Genomic DNA, 15,365 nt, shown 5'->3' with positions numbered 1-15,365 from the left:
ATGGATATCACCCTGAGCAGACCCTCGACCTGGACCGCGATTCTTCTTCGCCGTGCGCCGCTTGCGCTGGGCACTGCGCTGTTGCTGGCTACCGTGCCGGGCATGGCCCAGACGGCGTTGCCGTCCACTGCACCGGATGCGATCCGCTGCCAGGACGACAGTTGCCGCAGCGACGACGGCCTGTTGCTGCGCATCGGCGATGACGATGCCGCGGTGCTGCCGTTGCCCGGCCGCGTCGATCCGCGCGCGGCCACTGCGGTGCCGCTGGCACCGGCCACCACGCCGGATGTTGCCGGTCCCGGCGGCCAGTTCATGGCCGAACTGCCCAACGGCGGCGTGGTGTGGGCCACCGAAGATCCCACCATGGTGCCGCCCAGCCTGAGCGTGCAGGCGGCGGCCACGGTGCCGTTCGAGAACGGTCGGGTGATTCGCCCGCTGCGCTTCCACAGCTACAACAACTACGCCTCCTTCATCCAGAAGCTCGAGGTGACGCTGTACCGCGGCACCGACACCGACCTGGTCACCCCGCTGGCGCGGATCCCGTTGCCGGCCGATTACGTGGGCGACGCCGAATGGGATGGCACGCTGCCCGAGCAGATCAAGCTGCGTACTGGCGATGACCTGATCTACGTGGCGCGCGCCTACGGTGCCGGCGGCGCGTTCGATGAGACCCGCATCCAGCGCATCCAGCTGGTGACCCCGGCCGACTTCGACCGCGGCCTGCAGGTCACCCGCGAGAACGTGCAGAAAACCCTGGGCCAGGCGCTCGACGGCGACAGCGCGCAGGACCTGCAGGTCAGCAACAGCATCTACGGGCAAAGCACGTTGCGCCTGCAGAACATTCCCATCCATGGCTCACGCGTGCGCCTGTATGGGCGCAACCTGGAACCCAACAGCCGGGTGCGCATCAACGGCCAGGACTTCCCGGTGGACCTGGAGCAGAAGTTCGCCGCCGAGTTCCTGGAGCCGGTGGGCCAGCACCGCTACGACGTGAGCGTGGAGGCACGCGATGCGCCCTCGGCGCAGCGCCAGCTGGACGTGGACGTGACCGGTCGCTACCTGTTCCTGGTGGCCATCGCCGATGTGACGCTGTCCAGGAACAGCGCCAGCGGCAACGTACAGCCGCTGGCCGCCGACGACCGCGACACCGACGGCTTCCTCAGCGACGGCCGGTTGGCCTTTTATCTGAAGGGCAAGATGCGCGGTAAGTACTTGGTGACCGCACAGGCCGATACCCAGGACCGCGAGCTGAAGTACCTGTTCCGCGACTTCACCCAGGCCGATGCACAGGACGTGTTCCGTCGCCTCGACCCGGACCTGTACTACCCGGTGTACGGCGACGATTCCACCACCTACCGCGACGTGGATACGCAGGGCCGGTTGTACCTGCGCGTGGACTGGGACCAGAGCCAGGCACTGTGGGGCAACTACGCCACCGGCATCACCGGGACCGAGTACGGCCAGTACGTGCGTTCGCTGTACGGCGGCGCGTTGAACTGGCGCTCGCTGGAGGCCACGCCATTGGGCGAGGCGCGTTCGCAGTTCAAGGTGTTCGGCTCCGAAGCGCAGTCGGCACCGGGGCACAGCGAATTCCTCGGCACCGGCGGCAGCCTGTACTACCTGCGCCACACCGACGTGCTGCCCGGCTCGGAGCAGGTGGTGCTGGAAGTGCGCGACCGCACCACCGGGCGCACCGAGACCCGCGCCACCCTGCAGGAGGGCGTGGACTATGAGATCGACGACCTGCAGGGCCGCCTGATCCTGACCCGGCCGTTGGCCCAGCTCACCCGCGAGAACGTCCGCAGCATCACCCGTGACATGCCGCTGGACGGGTACGACCAGCTGCTGCTGGTGGATTACGAATACGTGCCGCTGGGCTTCAGCAGCGACGACGTTACCTACGGTGCGCGCGGCCGCCAGTGGATCGGCGACCACGTGGCGATCGGCGGCACCTGGATCGACGAAAACCGCAGCGGCGAAAACTACAGCCTCAAGGGCGCCGACCTGACCCTGCAGGCCGGGCGCGGGACCTACCTGAAAGTGGAACAGACCCGCACCGATGCCACTGCCGCACCCGTCTTCTATTCCGACAACGGCGGCCTGAGTTTCATCCGCCGCAACCCGTACGAAGGGCGACGCTCGGGCACGGCCAGTGCGGTGGAAGCGCGCGCCAACCTGCGCGAGCTGGGTTGGACCGCACAGGACTGGAGCGTGGGCGCGTGGTGGCGCGACGTGGACGCCGGCTTCTCGGTGGCCCGCCAGGACACCGGCCAGCCGATCCAGGAGTACGGCGCGGAGTTCCTCGGTTACCTCACCGACGACTTCAGCCTGTACGGCCGCCACACGCGCACCGAGCAGGGTGAGTTGGCCCTGGAGCAGAGCCAGCTCACCGCCGAGTGGCGGCTGGGCAACGACGGCCAGCTCACCGGTGAACTGCGCCGCGTGCGCGAGGAACAGGCATTGCAGGACGTGTCGGCGATGCTGGCGGCAATCGGCTACCGGCAGCGCTTCGGGTCGTCGTGGGAGTTGTACGGCACCGGCCAGGTGACCCTGGACGATGACGGCGGCGCGTACGAGAAGAACGACCTGCTCACCCTGGGCGCGCGTTACCTGTTCGGCGATCGCAGCAGCGTGGGCGCCGAAGTCAGCGGCGGCAGCCGCGGCAACGGGGCCAAGGTGGACGCCGAGTACCGCATGGCGCCGGACCACAGCCTGTACGGCAGTTACAGCTACAGCACCGACCGCACCGGCACCGACCCGCTGTTCGACACCGGCCTGCAGAGCGGCTGGACGCTGGGCCAGCGCTGGCGCCTGAGCAACCAGGTCAACGTGTACAACGAAAGCCAGTACCTCAAGGACCGCCGCCAGGACAGCGCCGGGCTGGTGCACACCTTCGGCATGGACTTCTATCCCGCGCAGGGTTGGAACCTGGGCTTCACCGTGATGGACGGCGAACTGGAGTCCACCGTGGGCCGCATCGACCGGCGCGCGTACAGCGTCAGCGGCGGCCGCACCGACGCGGTGGCGCAGTGGAACAGCAAGCTGGAGTACCGCCGCGACAGCGGTGCCGAGCAGCGCGAGCAGTGGGTGACCACCAACCGCCTGCTGTACAAGCTCAACGAAGACTGGCGCTTTGCGTTGCGGGCCAACTACGCCGACACCGACGACCGCATCAACCCGGTGGCCGACGCCAAGCTGGTGGAGACCAACATGGGCTTTGCCTGGCGGCCGCACGATGCTACCGGCTGGGCGGGCTTCGGCAAGTTCACCTATCTCTACGACGTGGCCTCGCTGGGCCAGGAAGGCGGCAACCTCTACGACCAGCGCTCGCAGGTGCTGTCGCTGGAGGGCATCCGCCAGCTGGGCGCGCGCTGGGAAGTGGCGGCCAAACTCGCCTCACGCTGGGGCGACTACCGCACCGGCCGCGGCGAAGGCGCCTGGCTGGACAGCCGCGCCGACTTCGCCGCCCTGCAGCTGCGCTACCGCCTGTTCGAGAAGTGGGAAGGGCTGGCCGAGCACCGCTGGCTGAAGGTACGCGACGGCGGCGTCCGCAAGGGTTGGCTGCTGGGCGTGGACCGCCGGGTGGGGGAGAACTTCAAGGTCGGGGTGGGCTACAACTTCACCGAGTTCAGCGATGACATGACCGAGCTGAAGTATGACCAGAAGGGGTTCTTCTTGAATATGGCGGGGTATTACTAGGCTTCGTCCTTGTCGTGCCTGCCACGCATCCGTCTTCGTCATTGTCTGGCCTGCCACGCATGGCGTGGCACTACCGGAGATGGCGGCTTCGGCGAAGAGGGCGGCTTCGGCGGTCGGCTTCGGCGCGCGCGCGTAGCGCCGGGCTCTGCCCGGCTGGGCCACCGGGATGTCTCCGGCCCGTAGCGCCGGGCTCTGCCCGGCTGGGCCGCCGGGATATCTCTCGCCCCGTCGTAGCGCCGGGCTCTGCCCGGCCAAGGGCCACCGACCCACCCGGTCCTCGCTCCCGCGCCGGGCACCGCCGCCCCCTGGCCCGTCGGGCTGAATGCCTGCCAACACTTTCGGCCTGAATGGGGGCGAGGAACGGGCCGTTCAGCGGAAATCGACGCTTCTGCGCCGTATTTACTCGATCAAGTAATTGATTTGAAACGAGTTTTCGTATTTTCCCAACCCTCTCGCCACTGTCATCATTTCGCGGTACGTTATCCAGGTAATCAGTGCCATCGTTGCATGAACAGAACGCTGGAACTTCTTTCCCCTTTAGCAGTCCAAGTTTCAGACTGCTAAGATGAGCCCTATGAGCCAGAACACGTCTACTGCCCTTGTGGCAAACAATCTCCCGATTCCCAGTGCGCTCGGTTCGCTGGACGCCTACATCGGTGCCGTGCACCAGATCCCGGTGCTGTCGGTCGATGACGAGCAGGACCTGGCCCGCCGCTTCCGCGACGAGCTGGACCTGGACGCCGCGCGCGAGCTGGTCCATTCCCACCTGCGCTTCGTGGTGCACGTGGCCCGTGGCTACAACGGCTACGGCCTCGCCTTGGGCGACCTGATCCAGGAAGGCAACATCGGCCTGATGAAGGCGGTGAAGCGCTTCGACCCGGACATGGGCGTACGCCTGGTGTCGTTCGCGGTGCATTGGATCCGTGCGGAAATGCACGAGTTCATCCTGAAGAACTGGCGCATCGTGAAGGTCGCCACCACCAAGGCGCAGCGCAAGCTGTTCTTCAACCTGCGCAAGTCCAAGACCCGTCTGGGCTGGATGAACGCGGCGGAAGTGCGCGCGGTGGCCAAGGATCTGAACGTCTCCGAACGTGAAGTGCTTGAAATGGAATCGCGCCTGTCCGGCCGCGATATCGGTTTCGATGCGCCCAGCGACGAAGACAACGAAAACGCCCCGCCGTCGCCGGCTGCGTACCTGGTGGCCGACGCGGAAGATCCGTCGATGGCCTACGAGCGTGCCGACAGCGAAGACAACAAGCTGCAGCTGCTGCGCGAAGGCATGGCCGAGCTGGATGCGCGTTCGCGCGACATCATCCGCCGTCGCTGGCTGGACGCGGACAGCAAGGTCACCCTGCAGGAACTGGCCGACGAGTACGGCGTGTCGGCCGAGCGCATCCGCCAGGTCGAAGCGAACGCGCTGAAGAAGATGAAGGCGCTGTTTACCGCGTAATGCGGGGCGGCGTTGAGGTGATGAAAGGCCCGGCACTGCCGGGCCTTTTCTTTTCTGGAAGCGCTACGCCTATGTGGGGTCGCTGATCTGTCCGACAGCAAGATGTGCCCTATGCTGATGATCACACCGTACCACTCAGTGGCACGGTATGATCATGCAGCGTGTCTTCCGTACCCGGAGCTTCAACCGCAGCCTGCGACGGCCTGCGCTGACCGACGCGGTGTTGTGCCGCGCGGTGGAGGAGATGCGCCGCGGGCTGGTGGATGCTGACTTGGGCGGCGGCATTTTCAAGAAGCGGGTCGCCTTGCCGGGTCGTGGAAAGCGCGGCAGTGTACGGACCATCATTGCGGCCCCACGGGGCAGTCATTGGTTCTTCCTTTTTGGCTACGAAAAGAACGAACGCGCGACAATCAGCCGTACGGAGCGGGATGTGCTCCTGCTGTATGCAGCGGAATTTTTGGGAATGGGCTCGACACAGTTGAATCACGCCGTGGAATGCGGGGATCTGCAGGAGATCTGTCATGACAAAGGCATCTGAACCCAGGCGCGCGAAGAGCAGGCTTCTGAAGGAGGTACACGATGCTGCCGTGCACCTGCATGCGCATGGCGTCATCGACAAGCGCCGGTTGAGCAGCTACGAAGCGCTTTGCCTGGAGCCGGTGCCCGTGTACAGCAGCGCCCAGATCCGCGCGCTTCGCACGTCGCTGGACCTCAGCCAGCCGGTATTCGCCGGCGTTCTCAACACCAGCGTTTCGACCGTCCGCAGCTGGGAGCAGGGTGACAAGAAGCCCAGTGGGCCATCGCTGAAGCTGCTGAACCTGATTGACCGCAAAGGTCTCGACGCGGTCCTGTAACGCAACGGCCCGGCAATGCCGGGCCGTTGGTGTCACACGCTCCACGCCATGCGTGGATCAGCGCGGCCTCACTTCTCCCGCGCGATTGCCCGCCAGCCGATGTCGGTGCGGTGGAACTCGTTGTCCCAGGTCACCTTCGCCACGCCCGCATAGGCGTTGGCCTGCGCGTCGCCCACGCTGTCGCCCAGCGCCGCCACGCACAGCACCCGGCCGCCGGCGCTCACCACCTGGCCCTGCGCATCCAGCGCCGTGCCGGCATGGAACACCTTGGCCGTGGCCGGCACCGCGTCCAGCCCGTGGATCACATCGCCGCTGATCGGCGTTTCCGGGTACGGCTTGGCGGCCATCACCACGCCCAGCGCCGTGCGCGGGTCCCACCGGGCCTCTACCTCGTGCAGGCGTGCGTCGATTGCCGCCTGCACCAGTTCCACCAGGTCCGACTGCAGGCGCAACATCACCGGCTGCGTTTCCGGGTCGCCGAACCGCACGTTGAACTCGATCACCTTCGGCGCGCCGCTGGCATCGATCATCAGCCCGGCATAGAGGAAACCGGTGAACGGAATGCCGTCGGCGATCATGCCCTGCACGGTCGGGTTGACCACCTCGCGCATCACGCGGGCATGCACCTCATCGGTGACCACCGGGGCCGGCGAGTACGCGCCCATGCCGCCGGTGTTCGGGCCGGTGTCGCCGTCGCCCACGCGCTTGTGGTCCTGCGAGGTTGCCATCGGCAGTGCGGTGGTGCCGTCCACCATGGAAATGAAACTGGCTTCTTCGCCATCGAGGAACTCCTCGATCACCACGCGCGCACCGGCGTCGCCGAACGCATTGCCCGACAGCATGTCGCGCACCGAGTCTTCGGCCTCGGCCAGGGTCATCGCCACGATCACGCCCTTGCCCGCGGCCAGGCCGTCGGCCTTGACCACGATCGGTGCGCCCTTCTCGCGGATGTAGGCCAGCGCCGGCTCGATCTCGGTGTGCACCGCATAGAACGCGGTCGGGATGTTGTGGCGGGCCAGGAAGTCCTTGGCGTACGCCTTGCTGCCTTCCAGCTGCGCGGCGGCGGCGGTCGGCCCGAAGATGCGGTGCCCGGCGGCACGGAAACGGTCCACCACGCCGGCCACCAGCGGTACTTCCGGGCCGACCACGGTCAGGCCGATGCCTTCGGCGGCCACCAGGGCCAGCAGCCCGTCCAGGTCGGTGACCTTGACCGGCACGTTGCGGCACTTGGCCTCGGTCGCGGTACCGGCGTTGCCGGGTGCCACGATCACTTCCTCCACCGTCGCGGACTGGGCCAGCTTCCAGGCCAGGGCGTGTTCACGGCCGCCGGCGCCGATGACCAGGATCTTCAATGCAGTTCTCGCGTGTGGGGGGCAGACCCGCGATTTTACGCGGTGTCGGCCGGCCCTGCATGGGCGTGGCCGCCCGACCGGGCCACCTGGTGCAGCGGCGCCCGGTTACTCGGCGCAGCCCGCGCGCTGCAGTTCCGTCGGTACCGCGTAGCGGCGCGCGCCCGCATCGAACGCGATCAGGTCGTAGCTGTGTGCCGGCCCGGCGCAGTCCTGCCCACGGCTGCGCACGGTCAGCGGCCAGTACCCGTCCACCGCGTCGGCGGCGCCCACGGCGATGCTGAAGTCGACATTGAACGGGGTGTCATCGCAGCCCTTGCCTGCGTCGCCGCAGGCCCGGGCAGCGCTGTTGTCGATGTGTTCGCGCAGCAGCGCCACCTCGCGCAGGCGGTTGGCGTGCACGGCCACATAGGTGCGCGAGGCGAGGGTGACGCCCCGCTGGATCTGGCCATGGGTGATGCGGAACGCGTGGCGGTGCGGGCCAAGCTGCTCGAGCTCGACCGTGCCCGGCGCGCCCCTGCGACCGTACTGGCCCTGCAGGCGCTGGGCGATCACCAGCAGCGGTGCTTCGGTGGTACCAACGGCCGGACCATCGCGCAGCACGTACAGGTCCAGCCGACCCGGTTCCACGCGGGCGGCGGCGTCCAGGGTCTGGCAGACCGCCAGCAGCGTCTGCACCTGCCCATCGGTATCGCGCGTATCACGGGCACACACGCTGCGCGTGACCGGGCGCAGCGCCTCCACCTCGGTGTCGTCCCACTGGTCCTGCCACGGCGCGTCCAGCCGGGCGTTGTCGCCATAGCGCGCATGCAGGAAGCCCAGCAGGCGCTGATCGGCGGTGCCGCTGACCTCCAACGTATCTTCCACCTGCGCGGTGCTGTCGAGCACGCGGCGTGGCTTGCCGGCGTCGGAAGAGGGCGTGGCATCGCCGCACCCGGCGAGCAGGAGGAGCAATGCGGCGGCCAGTGCGAACGGGCGCAGGCAGGGAGAAACGCTGCAGGTCATGACCGACCCCTGTCCTTCTTCCCTGTCACGGCAAGACGATTGGCTTCCGCTTGCAGTTGATGCAGGTCATTGTCCGCTTCGGACTCGGCAAGCAAGGCAGCCACTGAGCGTCTGCGGGCATCGAATGATGCATATCGGGCAGAGATTTCTTCTTCCATCTGCAGGTGTGAAACCTGTCCAGCGTCGCCAAGAATCGCACGCTCATTGAAGTCCAGGAATCGATCTGTCTGCTTGATCCAATCTGCCATTCGAGTTTCGACGCGCCGCTCGGCGCGGTCTTCAGCGAAATCCAGGAACATGGTGACCAGGCGATTGAGCTGATCAAGTTCATGTTGATCTAGATAGTTCTTGGACACCAGCGCGTCCGCCTTGCGCGGTTGGCCCCCAACCCAATGCGTCAAGCCCATGTGGGCCGCATCTGGATCCGCCCGCTGCAGTATCAGCTGAGCTGCCGTTCGACCCGTAACCGCGTACACCAGTTTGTTCTGAATGGTGGCGAAGAAGGTCCGGGCGGTTTCTGCAGTGCCGTCGTAGTCGCTGCTGCTGGCTTTGAAAAGATCGCGAAGCGTCAGGTAGAACCGCTTCTCCGAACTTCGAATATCGCGGATTCGGAGTAGCAGGTCATTGAAATAGTCCGCGCGTTCGGCATCCTTCAGCCGTTGATCGTTGAGAAGGAAGCCCTTCACCAGATAGTCGGCCAGGACCGAACCTGCCCATCGTCGGAACTGGACGCCTCGCGGAGAGCGCACCTTGAAGCCTACGGCCATGATCAGCTCCAGGCGGTAAGTCTTCACATTCCGGCGGACCTCGCGGCTTCCTTCCTGCCGAACCTGTAAGTAATCCTTACAGGTTGCCTCTTCTTCGACCTCGCCGTCGGCGTAGATGCTTCGAACATGCTGGGTAATGTTCTGTGGTGTGGTATCGAACAGCGTCGCCATCTCAGCCTGGGTCAGCCAGACGGTACCGTCTGCTGCTCGCAGGTGAACATCGGTACGCCCGTCGTCCGTGCGGTAAAGGATCAGTTCGCCGGTGCTAGTGGTCATCTGCTCACCTTGGCCTTTGTGCGGGATCTGCACTCTGATCACTGTCACAAGATTACAGATTACCCGTGGAAATGACGCGCTCCCCGGCGGCGCAGCCCCATCACTCGCACCCTTCCCGGTTCAAGACATCCGGGAAGGCGTAGGTCCAGGTCTTCGCGTCCAGGGTGAAGCGATGCTCGCGCCGCACCTGGGTAGCGCCACAGCCCAGGCCGGTTTCCTCGATCACCAGCGGCCACTGCCGTGCGGCCGGGTCGCGGCTGTCGAAGGTAAGGGTGAAATCGAGATCGAACAGGCGCGTCCTGCAGTCCGGTTCGGCGTCGGCAGCATCGCAGTCGTAGGCACCGCTGTTGTCGATGTGGCTGCGCACGCCACCGGCCTCCACCAGCCCGTTCGGGCCGGGCAGCACCAGCGTCTGGGTGATCAGCGAATAGCCCTGGCCGAACCAGCCATGTTCGATGCGGAACCCGTAGAAGTCGCTGCCGGCGCGGATGATCTGCACCGTGCCGGGCTGGCCCTGGCTGCCGAAGTTCTGGCCGGTCAGTTCGGCGGCCACGGCGAAGCGGTCGCCCTCGGGGCGCAGCACGAAGAAGTCGATCGCGCCCGGGTCCGGGTGCGCGCCGTCCAGCGGCCAGCCGCAGACGGCCAGCAGCTGCTGCCAGCTGTCGCCCGTCACCACCGGTTGTTCGGCGCATACGCGCCAGTCGGTGGGGCGGATGTCGCCGTCCTGGCTCCAACTGCCCCGCCAGGTGCCGCCCAGTGTGGCGGTCTTGCCGTAGCGTTCGCTCAGAAAGGCCTGCAGCCGCGCGGTGCGGCTGACGTGGGCCACCGGTGCGGCAGGCGTCTGCGCCGCCACGGGGGCGGCCGGGGCCGCCGGTTCACTGGCCGGGGTGCAACCGACCAGCGCGGCCGCACTGGCAATGGCCAGCGTGGCGAGGGTTTTCATGTGCTGCGGGGACATCCGTGTCGCTCCAGGGGTCAGTGGCGGAAGTGGCGTACGCCGGTGAACACCATGGCCAGGCCGTGTTCGTCGGCGGCGGCGATCACTTCGTTGTCGCGCATCGAGCCGCCCGGCTGGATCACCGCCTTGATGCCGGCCGCAGCGGCGGCATCGATGCCATCGCGGAACGGGAAGAACGCATCGGAGGCCATCACCGAGCCTTCCACCACCAGGTTCGCGTCGGCGGCCTTGATGCCGGCGATGCGCGCCGAGTACACCCGGCTCATCTGCCCGGCACCCACGCCGATGGTGCGGTTGTCCTTGGCATACACGATGGCGTTGGACTTCACGAACTTGGCCACCTTCCAGGCAAACAGCAGGTCGGCGAACTGCTTGTCGGTGGGAGCGAGCTTGCTCACCACGGTCAGTTCGTCGCGCGCCATGCCACGGTTGTCCGCGCTCTGGATCAGCAGGCCCGAGCCCACGCGCTTGGTGTCGTAGTTGTTGCGGCCCTGCCCATGCGGAATGCGCAGCACGCGCACGTTGGCCTTCTTCTGCGCGTATTCCAGCGCCGCCGGTTCGTAGTCCGGGGCGATCAGCACTTCAACGAACTGGCGGTCCAGGATCACCTTGGCGGTGGCGGCATCCAGCGGCTGGTTGAAGGCGATGATGCCGCCGAAGGCGCTGGTCGGGTCGGTGGCGTAGGCCAGCTCGTAGGCATCGCCGTTGCCGGCACCCACCGCCACGCCGCACGGGTTGGCATGCTTGACGATCACGCAGGCCGGCGCGTCGAACTGGCGCACGCATTCCCACGCCGCATCGGCATCGGCCAGGTTGTTGTAGCTCAGCTCCTTGCCCTGCAGCTGCTGGAAGGTGGCCAGCGTGCCCGGCACCGGGTACAGGTCGCGGTAGAACGCGCCGCTCTGGTGCGGGTTCTCGCCGTAGCGCAGGTCCATCACCTTCACGAAGCTGGAATTCATCTGCGCCGGGAATTCGCTGCGTACCGGCACGGCCGCATCACGGGCGGCAACGGCCGACAGGTAGTTGCTGATCGCCGCGTCGTACTGGGCCACGCGGTTGAACGCGGCCACCGAGAAGGCAAAGCGCTTGGCGGCCGAGAGCTGGCCGTCGTTGGCGTCCAGCTCGGCCAGCAGCTCGGCGTACTGCGACGGGTCGGTGGCCACGGCCACGCGCGCGAAATTCTTGGCGGCCGAGCGCAGCATCGCCGGACCGCCGATGTCGATGTTCTCCACCGCGTCGTCCAGCGTGCAGTCGGCCTTGGCGGTGACCGACTCGAACGGGTACAGGTTCAGCACCAGCAGGTCGATCGCGCCGATGCCGTGTTCGGCCATCACCGCCTCGTCCAGCCCGGCGCGGCCCAGCAGGCCGCCGTGCACCAGCGGGTGCAGGGTCTTGACCCGGCCGTCCATCATTTCCGGGAAGCCGGTGACGTCGGACACGTCCTTGACCGCCAGGCCGGCGTCGCGGATCGCCTTGGCGGTGCCGCCGGTGGACAACAGCTCCACGTTGCGCGCCGCCAGGGCGCGGGCCAGGTCGATCAGACCGGATTTGTCGGAGACGGACAGGAGGGCCCGACGAACGGGCAACAGATCAGCAGTCATGGGGACAGGGCAATCGGCAGCGGAGCGGGGCCGATATTGTAGGCGGTGGGGGCCGGTGGCGGGCGCCGCCCGGCCGATATTGCCCTCGGCTGCCGCATCCGGCACACCTGCCAGGCCCCGCAGGCTGGCGGCGCTGGGGTAGGCTGCGCGCTCTGCCAGGGATTTGCAGGTCCGGATCGTGTCGACAGCAACATGGAAGGGGCCGCTGCTGGCCAGCCTGGTGGCGTGGGCCGGGACCGGCACCGCCGTGCAGGCGCAGGAGACGGTCCGCGGGGCGGCCGACGCGCCGGTGCAGGTCGCGGAGATCGCGGCAGTGCCGGTGGCGGTGGATGCCGCCCGCGGGGCCAGCGCACCGGCCGATGCCGAGGGGGCCAGCAGTGACGACCTCGAGCAGCGCGCCTACCAGGCCTACGAAGACCAGGATTGGCCCGAAGCCGGCCGGCTGATCGCGCAGGCCATCGCGCTGGCGCCCGACCAGGCCGGTCTGTACCGCCTGAAGGCCTACATCGCCGCGGCGACCGGCGACGACGCCGGGGTTCTGTCGGCGGCTGCGCAGGCGCTGCAGCGCGATCCGGGCGATGCCGAAAGCCTGCAGCTGCGTGGCAGTGCGCGGGCCAAGGCGGGCGATGCGCAGGGGGCGTTGTCCGACTATGCCGCGGCCTTGCAGGCGGGCTGGCATACCAGCGGCTTCTTCCGCAATTACCTGTACGTGCTCAACCAGCAGCAGGCCAACGCGCGCATGCTGGAGGTTTACGCGGCCTACGAGGACGCCTACCGCCGCGACCCGGAGGGGACCGGGCTGCACCCGGACATTCCCTTCCATGCCGCGCAGGCGTATCAGCACCTGGGCCAGCCCCGGCGCGCGCTGGCGCTGCTGGACCAGGCCATCGCGCAATCACCGCAGGTGGCCGGCTACTACGGCAACCGCGCGCTGGCCCAGCACGCGCTGGGTCGCTCCAGCCAGTCGCTGGCCGACGACGCCCGGGCGATGCAGCTGGACCCCACCGAGCCGCTGTATCCGTACAACCGCGGCGTGACCCGGCTGGACATGGACGACGCGGCCGGGGCGCTGCAGGACTTCAAGGCCGCCGTGGCGCTGGGCAAGGACGACGCCGACACCTGGCTCAACATCGGTGTGGTCCAGGAACGGCTGGGCCACACGCGCGAGGCGCTGGCCGCCTACGACCGGGCGCTGGCCAAGGCGCCGGGCAATGCGAAGGCGCTGACCAACCGCCTGTCGCTGCTGGGCAAGGCGGGCAAGGGCGATGCCGCGGCGGTAGCCGCGCAGGCAGCCAGCCTGCCCACCGAAAAGCAGGCGCAGCTGCTGTTCAACCAGGGCCAGGCGCAGACCCGGACAGGGCAGTGGCAGGCCGCTGCGGATCTGTTCGCGCAGGCGGTGCGGCTGGATCCCGGCCTGGACACCGCCTGGCTCAACCTGGGCGTGGCGCAGGCCCGGCTGGGTCAGCACCAGCGGGCACTGGACACCTTCAACGACTACATCCAGCGCGCCCCGCTCAAGACCTTGGGCCTGCTCAACCGCGCCAACGTGCTGCACGAACTGGGTGACGACGGCGCGGCCGAGCAGGACCTGCTGCGCGCCGCGCAGCTGGAGCCGGGCAACCTCGACATCCAGCAGCGCCTGGCCAGCCACTACAGCCGCACCGGGCAGACCGACAAGGCGCGGCGCTACTACGCCCAGCTGGTGAAGCTGCCCGGCAACCTGTCGCCCGATGCCTTCATCAACTACGCGGCGATGCTGCTGCAGCTGGGCGATAGCCGCGAGGCGGCGGTGGTGGCTGCCAACGGCGTGGCCCGTTTCCCGGACGACTACGGCCTGCGCGTGAACCTGGGCAATGCGTTGGGCGACAGCGGCCAGCACCCGCAGGCGGTGGAGGCCTACCGCGCGGCGATGCGGTTGCAACCCGCGCGTCTGGATGCGCACTACAACCTGGGCAACCTGTACCTGCAGCAGCTCAAGCAGCCGCGCAAGGCCGTGCAGGAATACCGCACCGCGTTGAAGCTGCAGGGCGATCCTGCGTTGGACGCGTCCGGCCAGCGCGAACAGCGCATGGGCATCCACCTCAACCTGGCCAGCGCACTGGCCGACACCGGCGACAGGGACGCCGCGCGCGGCGCACTGCAGGCCGCCATCGATGACGCGCCGGACGATTACCGGCCGTGGTTCAACCGCGCTGCGATGGCCCTGTCGGCCGGCAACCCGGCGGCGGCCACGCCCGACTTCGAGGCGGCGTGGCTGCGCCTGGATGCACTGCAACGCGCGCAGGCGCAGCCTGACCCTGTGCTGCAGGAACATGCCGGCTACGTGCTGTTCCATCTGGGCCGCACCGGCGAGGCGGCCATCCGCATGCAGCAGGTGCTGCAGGCGCAGCCGGACAACATCGACGCGCAGCGCAACTATGGCTACATGCTGCTGGACCTGGGCCGGCCACAGGATGCGAAGCGGTTGTTCGACCAGGCCTTTACCCGCGAGCCGGACGAGGTGGACGGCTGGCTGGGCATGCTGGCCTGCGCGATGCTCGACAGCGACCCGGCGCAGCTTGGCCGGCTGAAGCGACAGTTCGCGCAGCGCTTCGGCACGCGCTATGTGCTCGCGGCCGGGCTGCCGGCGCAATTGATGCGCAGCGAAGGCTACTGGTACTCCGACCGCTTCCTGCAGCTCTGGCAGCAGCTGCTGGTGGCCGAGTGAGTCGATCGCGTCGGCAGGCGTTTCCCAGCATTGGCGCGGACAGGTAGATTAGCGAACGTCAGGAGGACAGTACGGCATGTCGATCTATGCATTGAAAGGGCGCTTCCAGGATCTGCTGCGCCCGGGCGTACGCGGTCTTTACCGCGCAGGCATCACCGCCAATACGGTCACGGTGCTGGCCGCGGTGGTGTCGTTGCTGGTGGCCGCCGCCGTGTGGCGGTGGGCGCCCGCGCGGCCGCTGCTGTACCTGGCGCTTCCGCTGTGGATGCTGCTGCGCATGGCGCTCAACGCCGTGGACGGCATGCTCGCCCGGGAATTCGGCCAGCAGTCGCGCTTGGGCGCCTATCTCAACGAGTTGTGCGACATCGTCGCCGACGCTGCGCTCTACCTCAGCCTGCTCAGCCTGCCGGGGGTGAATTCCACCGCGTTGTGGGCGCTGACGTGGATGGCCGCGGTTTGCGAGTACGCTGGCGTCCTGGGCGTGATGGTGGGGGCCAGCCGGCGCTATGACGGGCCGATGGGCAAGAGCGACCGGGCGTTTGTGATTGGGCTGATCGGCGTGCTGCTCGCGCCGGGCTGGATCGACGGCGGCGTCGTGGGAGGGATCGCGTGGGCAGCGGCCGCACTTTGCGTGCTGACCAGCTGGCGGCGCGTTCGACAAGGATTGGCGGAGATCGGCTGACGTGGCCGCATCCCGTC

At 67.6% G+C, this 15,365-nt stretch carries 11 protein-coding genes; 6 read left to right on the top strand and 5 right to left on the bottom strand.

Annotated features, from left to right (window positions below):
- The 4 genes from ABIA71_RS09280 to ABIA71_RS09265 all read left to right on the top strand — a co-directional run bounded on the left by ABIA71_RS09280 (nt 1) and on the right by ABIA71_RS09265 (nt 6,003).
- Nucleotides 1-3,699, top strand: a complete 3,699-nt coding sequence (locus ABIA71_RS09280; RefSeq protein ID WP_354284968.1) for a TonB-dependent receptor — start codon at nt 1-3, stop codon at nt 3,697-3,699.
- Between the two features lie 574 nt (nt 3,700-4,273).
- Complete coding sequence (gene rpoH, locus ABIA71_RS09275; RefSeq protein WP_038685839.1) at nt 4,274-5,149, top strand: RNA polymerase sigma factor RpoH; 876 nt, start codon at nt 4,274-4,276, stop codon at nt 5,147-5,149.
- Nucleotides 5,150-5,303: 154 nt separating this feature from the next.
- A complete protein-coding gene (locus ABIA71_RS09270) occupies nt 5,304-5,687 on the top strand; it encodes a type II toxin-antitoxin system RelE/ParE family toxin (RefSeq protein ID WP_354284966.1) in 384 nt (127 codons plus the stop codon).
- Nucleotides 5,671-6,003 (top strand): helix-turn-helix domain-containing protein, encoded by a 333-nt coding sequence (locus ABIA71_RS09265; RefSeq protein ID WP_354284964.1) that lies wholly within the window; start codon nt 5,671-5,673, stop codon nt 6,001-6,003. Before ABIA71_RS09270 ends, ABIA71_RS09265 begins: the two co-directional genes overlap by 17 nt.
- Nucleotides 6,004-6,071: 68 nt before the next feature.
- Here ABIA71_RS09265 and purD read toward each other — a convergent pair whose 3' ends face one another.
- The 5 genes from purD to purH form a co-directional block, all read right to left on the bottom strand.
- Nucleotides 6,072-7,355 carry a phosphoribosylamine--glycine ligase gene (gene purD / locus ABIA71_RS09260; RefSeq protein ID WP_354284962.1) on the bottom strand — a complete coding sequence of 428 codons (1,284 nt, stop codon included), beginning with the start codon at nt 7,353-7,355 and terminating at the stop codon, nt 6,072-6,074.
- A 105-nt stretch (nt 7,356-7,460) separates the two neighbouring features.
- Nucleotides 7,461-8,357 carry a hypothetical protein gene (locus ABIA71_RS09255; protein ID WP_354284960.1) on the bottom strand — a complete coding sequence of 299 codons (897 nt, stop codon included), beginning with the start codon at nt 8,355-8,357 and terminating at the stop codon, nt 7,461-7,463.
- Nucleotides 8,354-9,400, bottom strand: coding sequence for a RhuM family protein (gene rhuM / locus ABIA71_RS09250; RefSeq protein ID WP_354284958.1), 1,047 nt, complete (start codon nt 9,398-9,400; stop codon nt 8,354-8,356). The genes ABIA71_RS09255 and rhuM overlap by 4 nt, the downstream gene beginning before the upstream one ends.
- A 100-nt stretch (nt 9,401-9,500) precedes the next feature.
- Nucleotides 9,501-10,358 (bottom strand): hypothetical protein, encoded by an 858-nt coding sequence (locus ABIA71_RS09245; RefSeq protein ID WP_354284956.1) that lies wholly within the window; start codon nt 10,356-10,358, stop codon nt 9,501-9,503.
- Between the two features lie 17 nt (nt 10,359-10,375).
- Entirely contained in the window at nt 10,376-11,959 is a 1,584-nt protein-coding gene (gene purH, locus ABIA71_RS09240; RefSeq protein WP_354284954.1) for a bifunctional phosphoribosylaminoimidazolecarboxamide formyltransferase/IMP cyclohydrolase, read from the bottom strand.
- Between the two features lie 178 nt (nt 11,960-12,137).
- On the opposite strand from purH, the gene ABIA71_RS09235 reads away from it, so the two are divergent.
- Both ABIA71_RS09235 and ABIA71_RS09230 read left to right on the top strand, forming a co-directional pair.
- Entirely contained in the window at nt 12,138-14,666 is a 2,529-nt protein-coding gene (locus tag ABIA71_RS09235) for a tetratricopeptide repeat protein (RefSeq protein ID WP_354284952.1), read from the top strand.
- Nucleotides 14,667-14,742: 76 nt separating this feature from the next.
- Nucleotides 14,743-15,348 (top strand): CDP-alcohol phosphatidyltransferase family protein, encoded by a 606-nt coding sequence (locus ABIA71_RS09230; protein WP_354284950.1) that lies wholly within the window; start codon nt 14,743-14,745, stop codon nt 15,346-15,348.
- The last annotated feature ends 17 nt before the right edge of the window (nt 15,349-15,365 follow it).

It is taken from the genome of Stenotrophomonas sp. 2619 (assembly GCF_040548725.1).
GTDB classification, from domain to species: Bacteria; Pseudomonadota; Gammaproteobacteria; order Xanthomonadales; family Xanthomonadaceae; genus Stenotrophomonas; species Stenotrophomonas maltophilia_AP.
Note: the sequence above shows the minus strand (reverse complement) of the source record. Positions and strands in the feature narration are given on the sequence as shown.

Bases quoted from the DNA above. Each gene is read 5' to 3' on its own strand.
- ABIA71_RS09280 (WP_354284968.1), top strand. From the start codon at position 1: ATGGATATCACCCTGAGCAGACCCTCGACCTGGACCGCGATTCTTCTT.
- rpoH (WP_038685839.1), top strand. From the start codon at position 4,274: ATGAGCCAGAACACGTCTACTGCCCTTGTGGCAAACAATCTCCCGATT.
- ABIA71_RS09270 (WP_354284966.1), top strand. From the start codon at position 5,304: ATGCAGCGTGTCTTCCGTACCCGGAGCTTCAACCGCAGCCTGCGACGG.
- ABIA71_RS09265 (WP_354284964.1), top strand. From the start codon at position 5,671: ATGACAAAGGCATCTGAACCCAGGCGCGCGAAGAGCAGGCTTCTGAAG.
- ABIA71_RS09255 (WP_354284960.1), bottom strand. From the start codon at position 8,357: ATGACCTGCAGCGTTTCTCCCTGCCTGCGCCCGTTCGCACTGGCCGCC.
- rhuM (WP_354284958.1), bottom strand. From the start codon at position 9,400: ATGACCACTAGCACCGGCGAACTGATCCTTTACCGCACGGACGACGGG.
- ABIA71_RS09245 (WP_354284956.1), bottom strand. From the start codon at position 10,358: ATGTCCCCGCAGCACATGAAAACCCTCGCCACGCTGGCCATTGCCAGT.
- purH (WP_354284954.1), bottom strand. From the start codon at position 11,959: ATGACTGCTGATCTGTTGCCCGTTCGTCGGGCCCTCCTGTCCGTCTCC.
- ABIA71_RS09230 (WP_354284950.1), top strand. From the start codon at position 14,743: ATGTCGATCTATGCATTGAAAGGGCGCTTCCAGGATCTGCTGCGCCCG.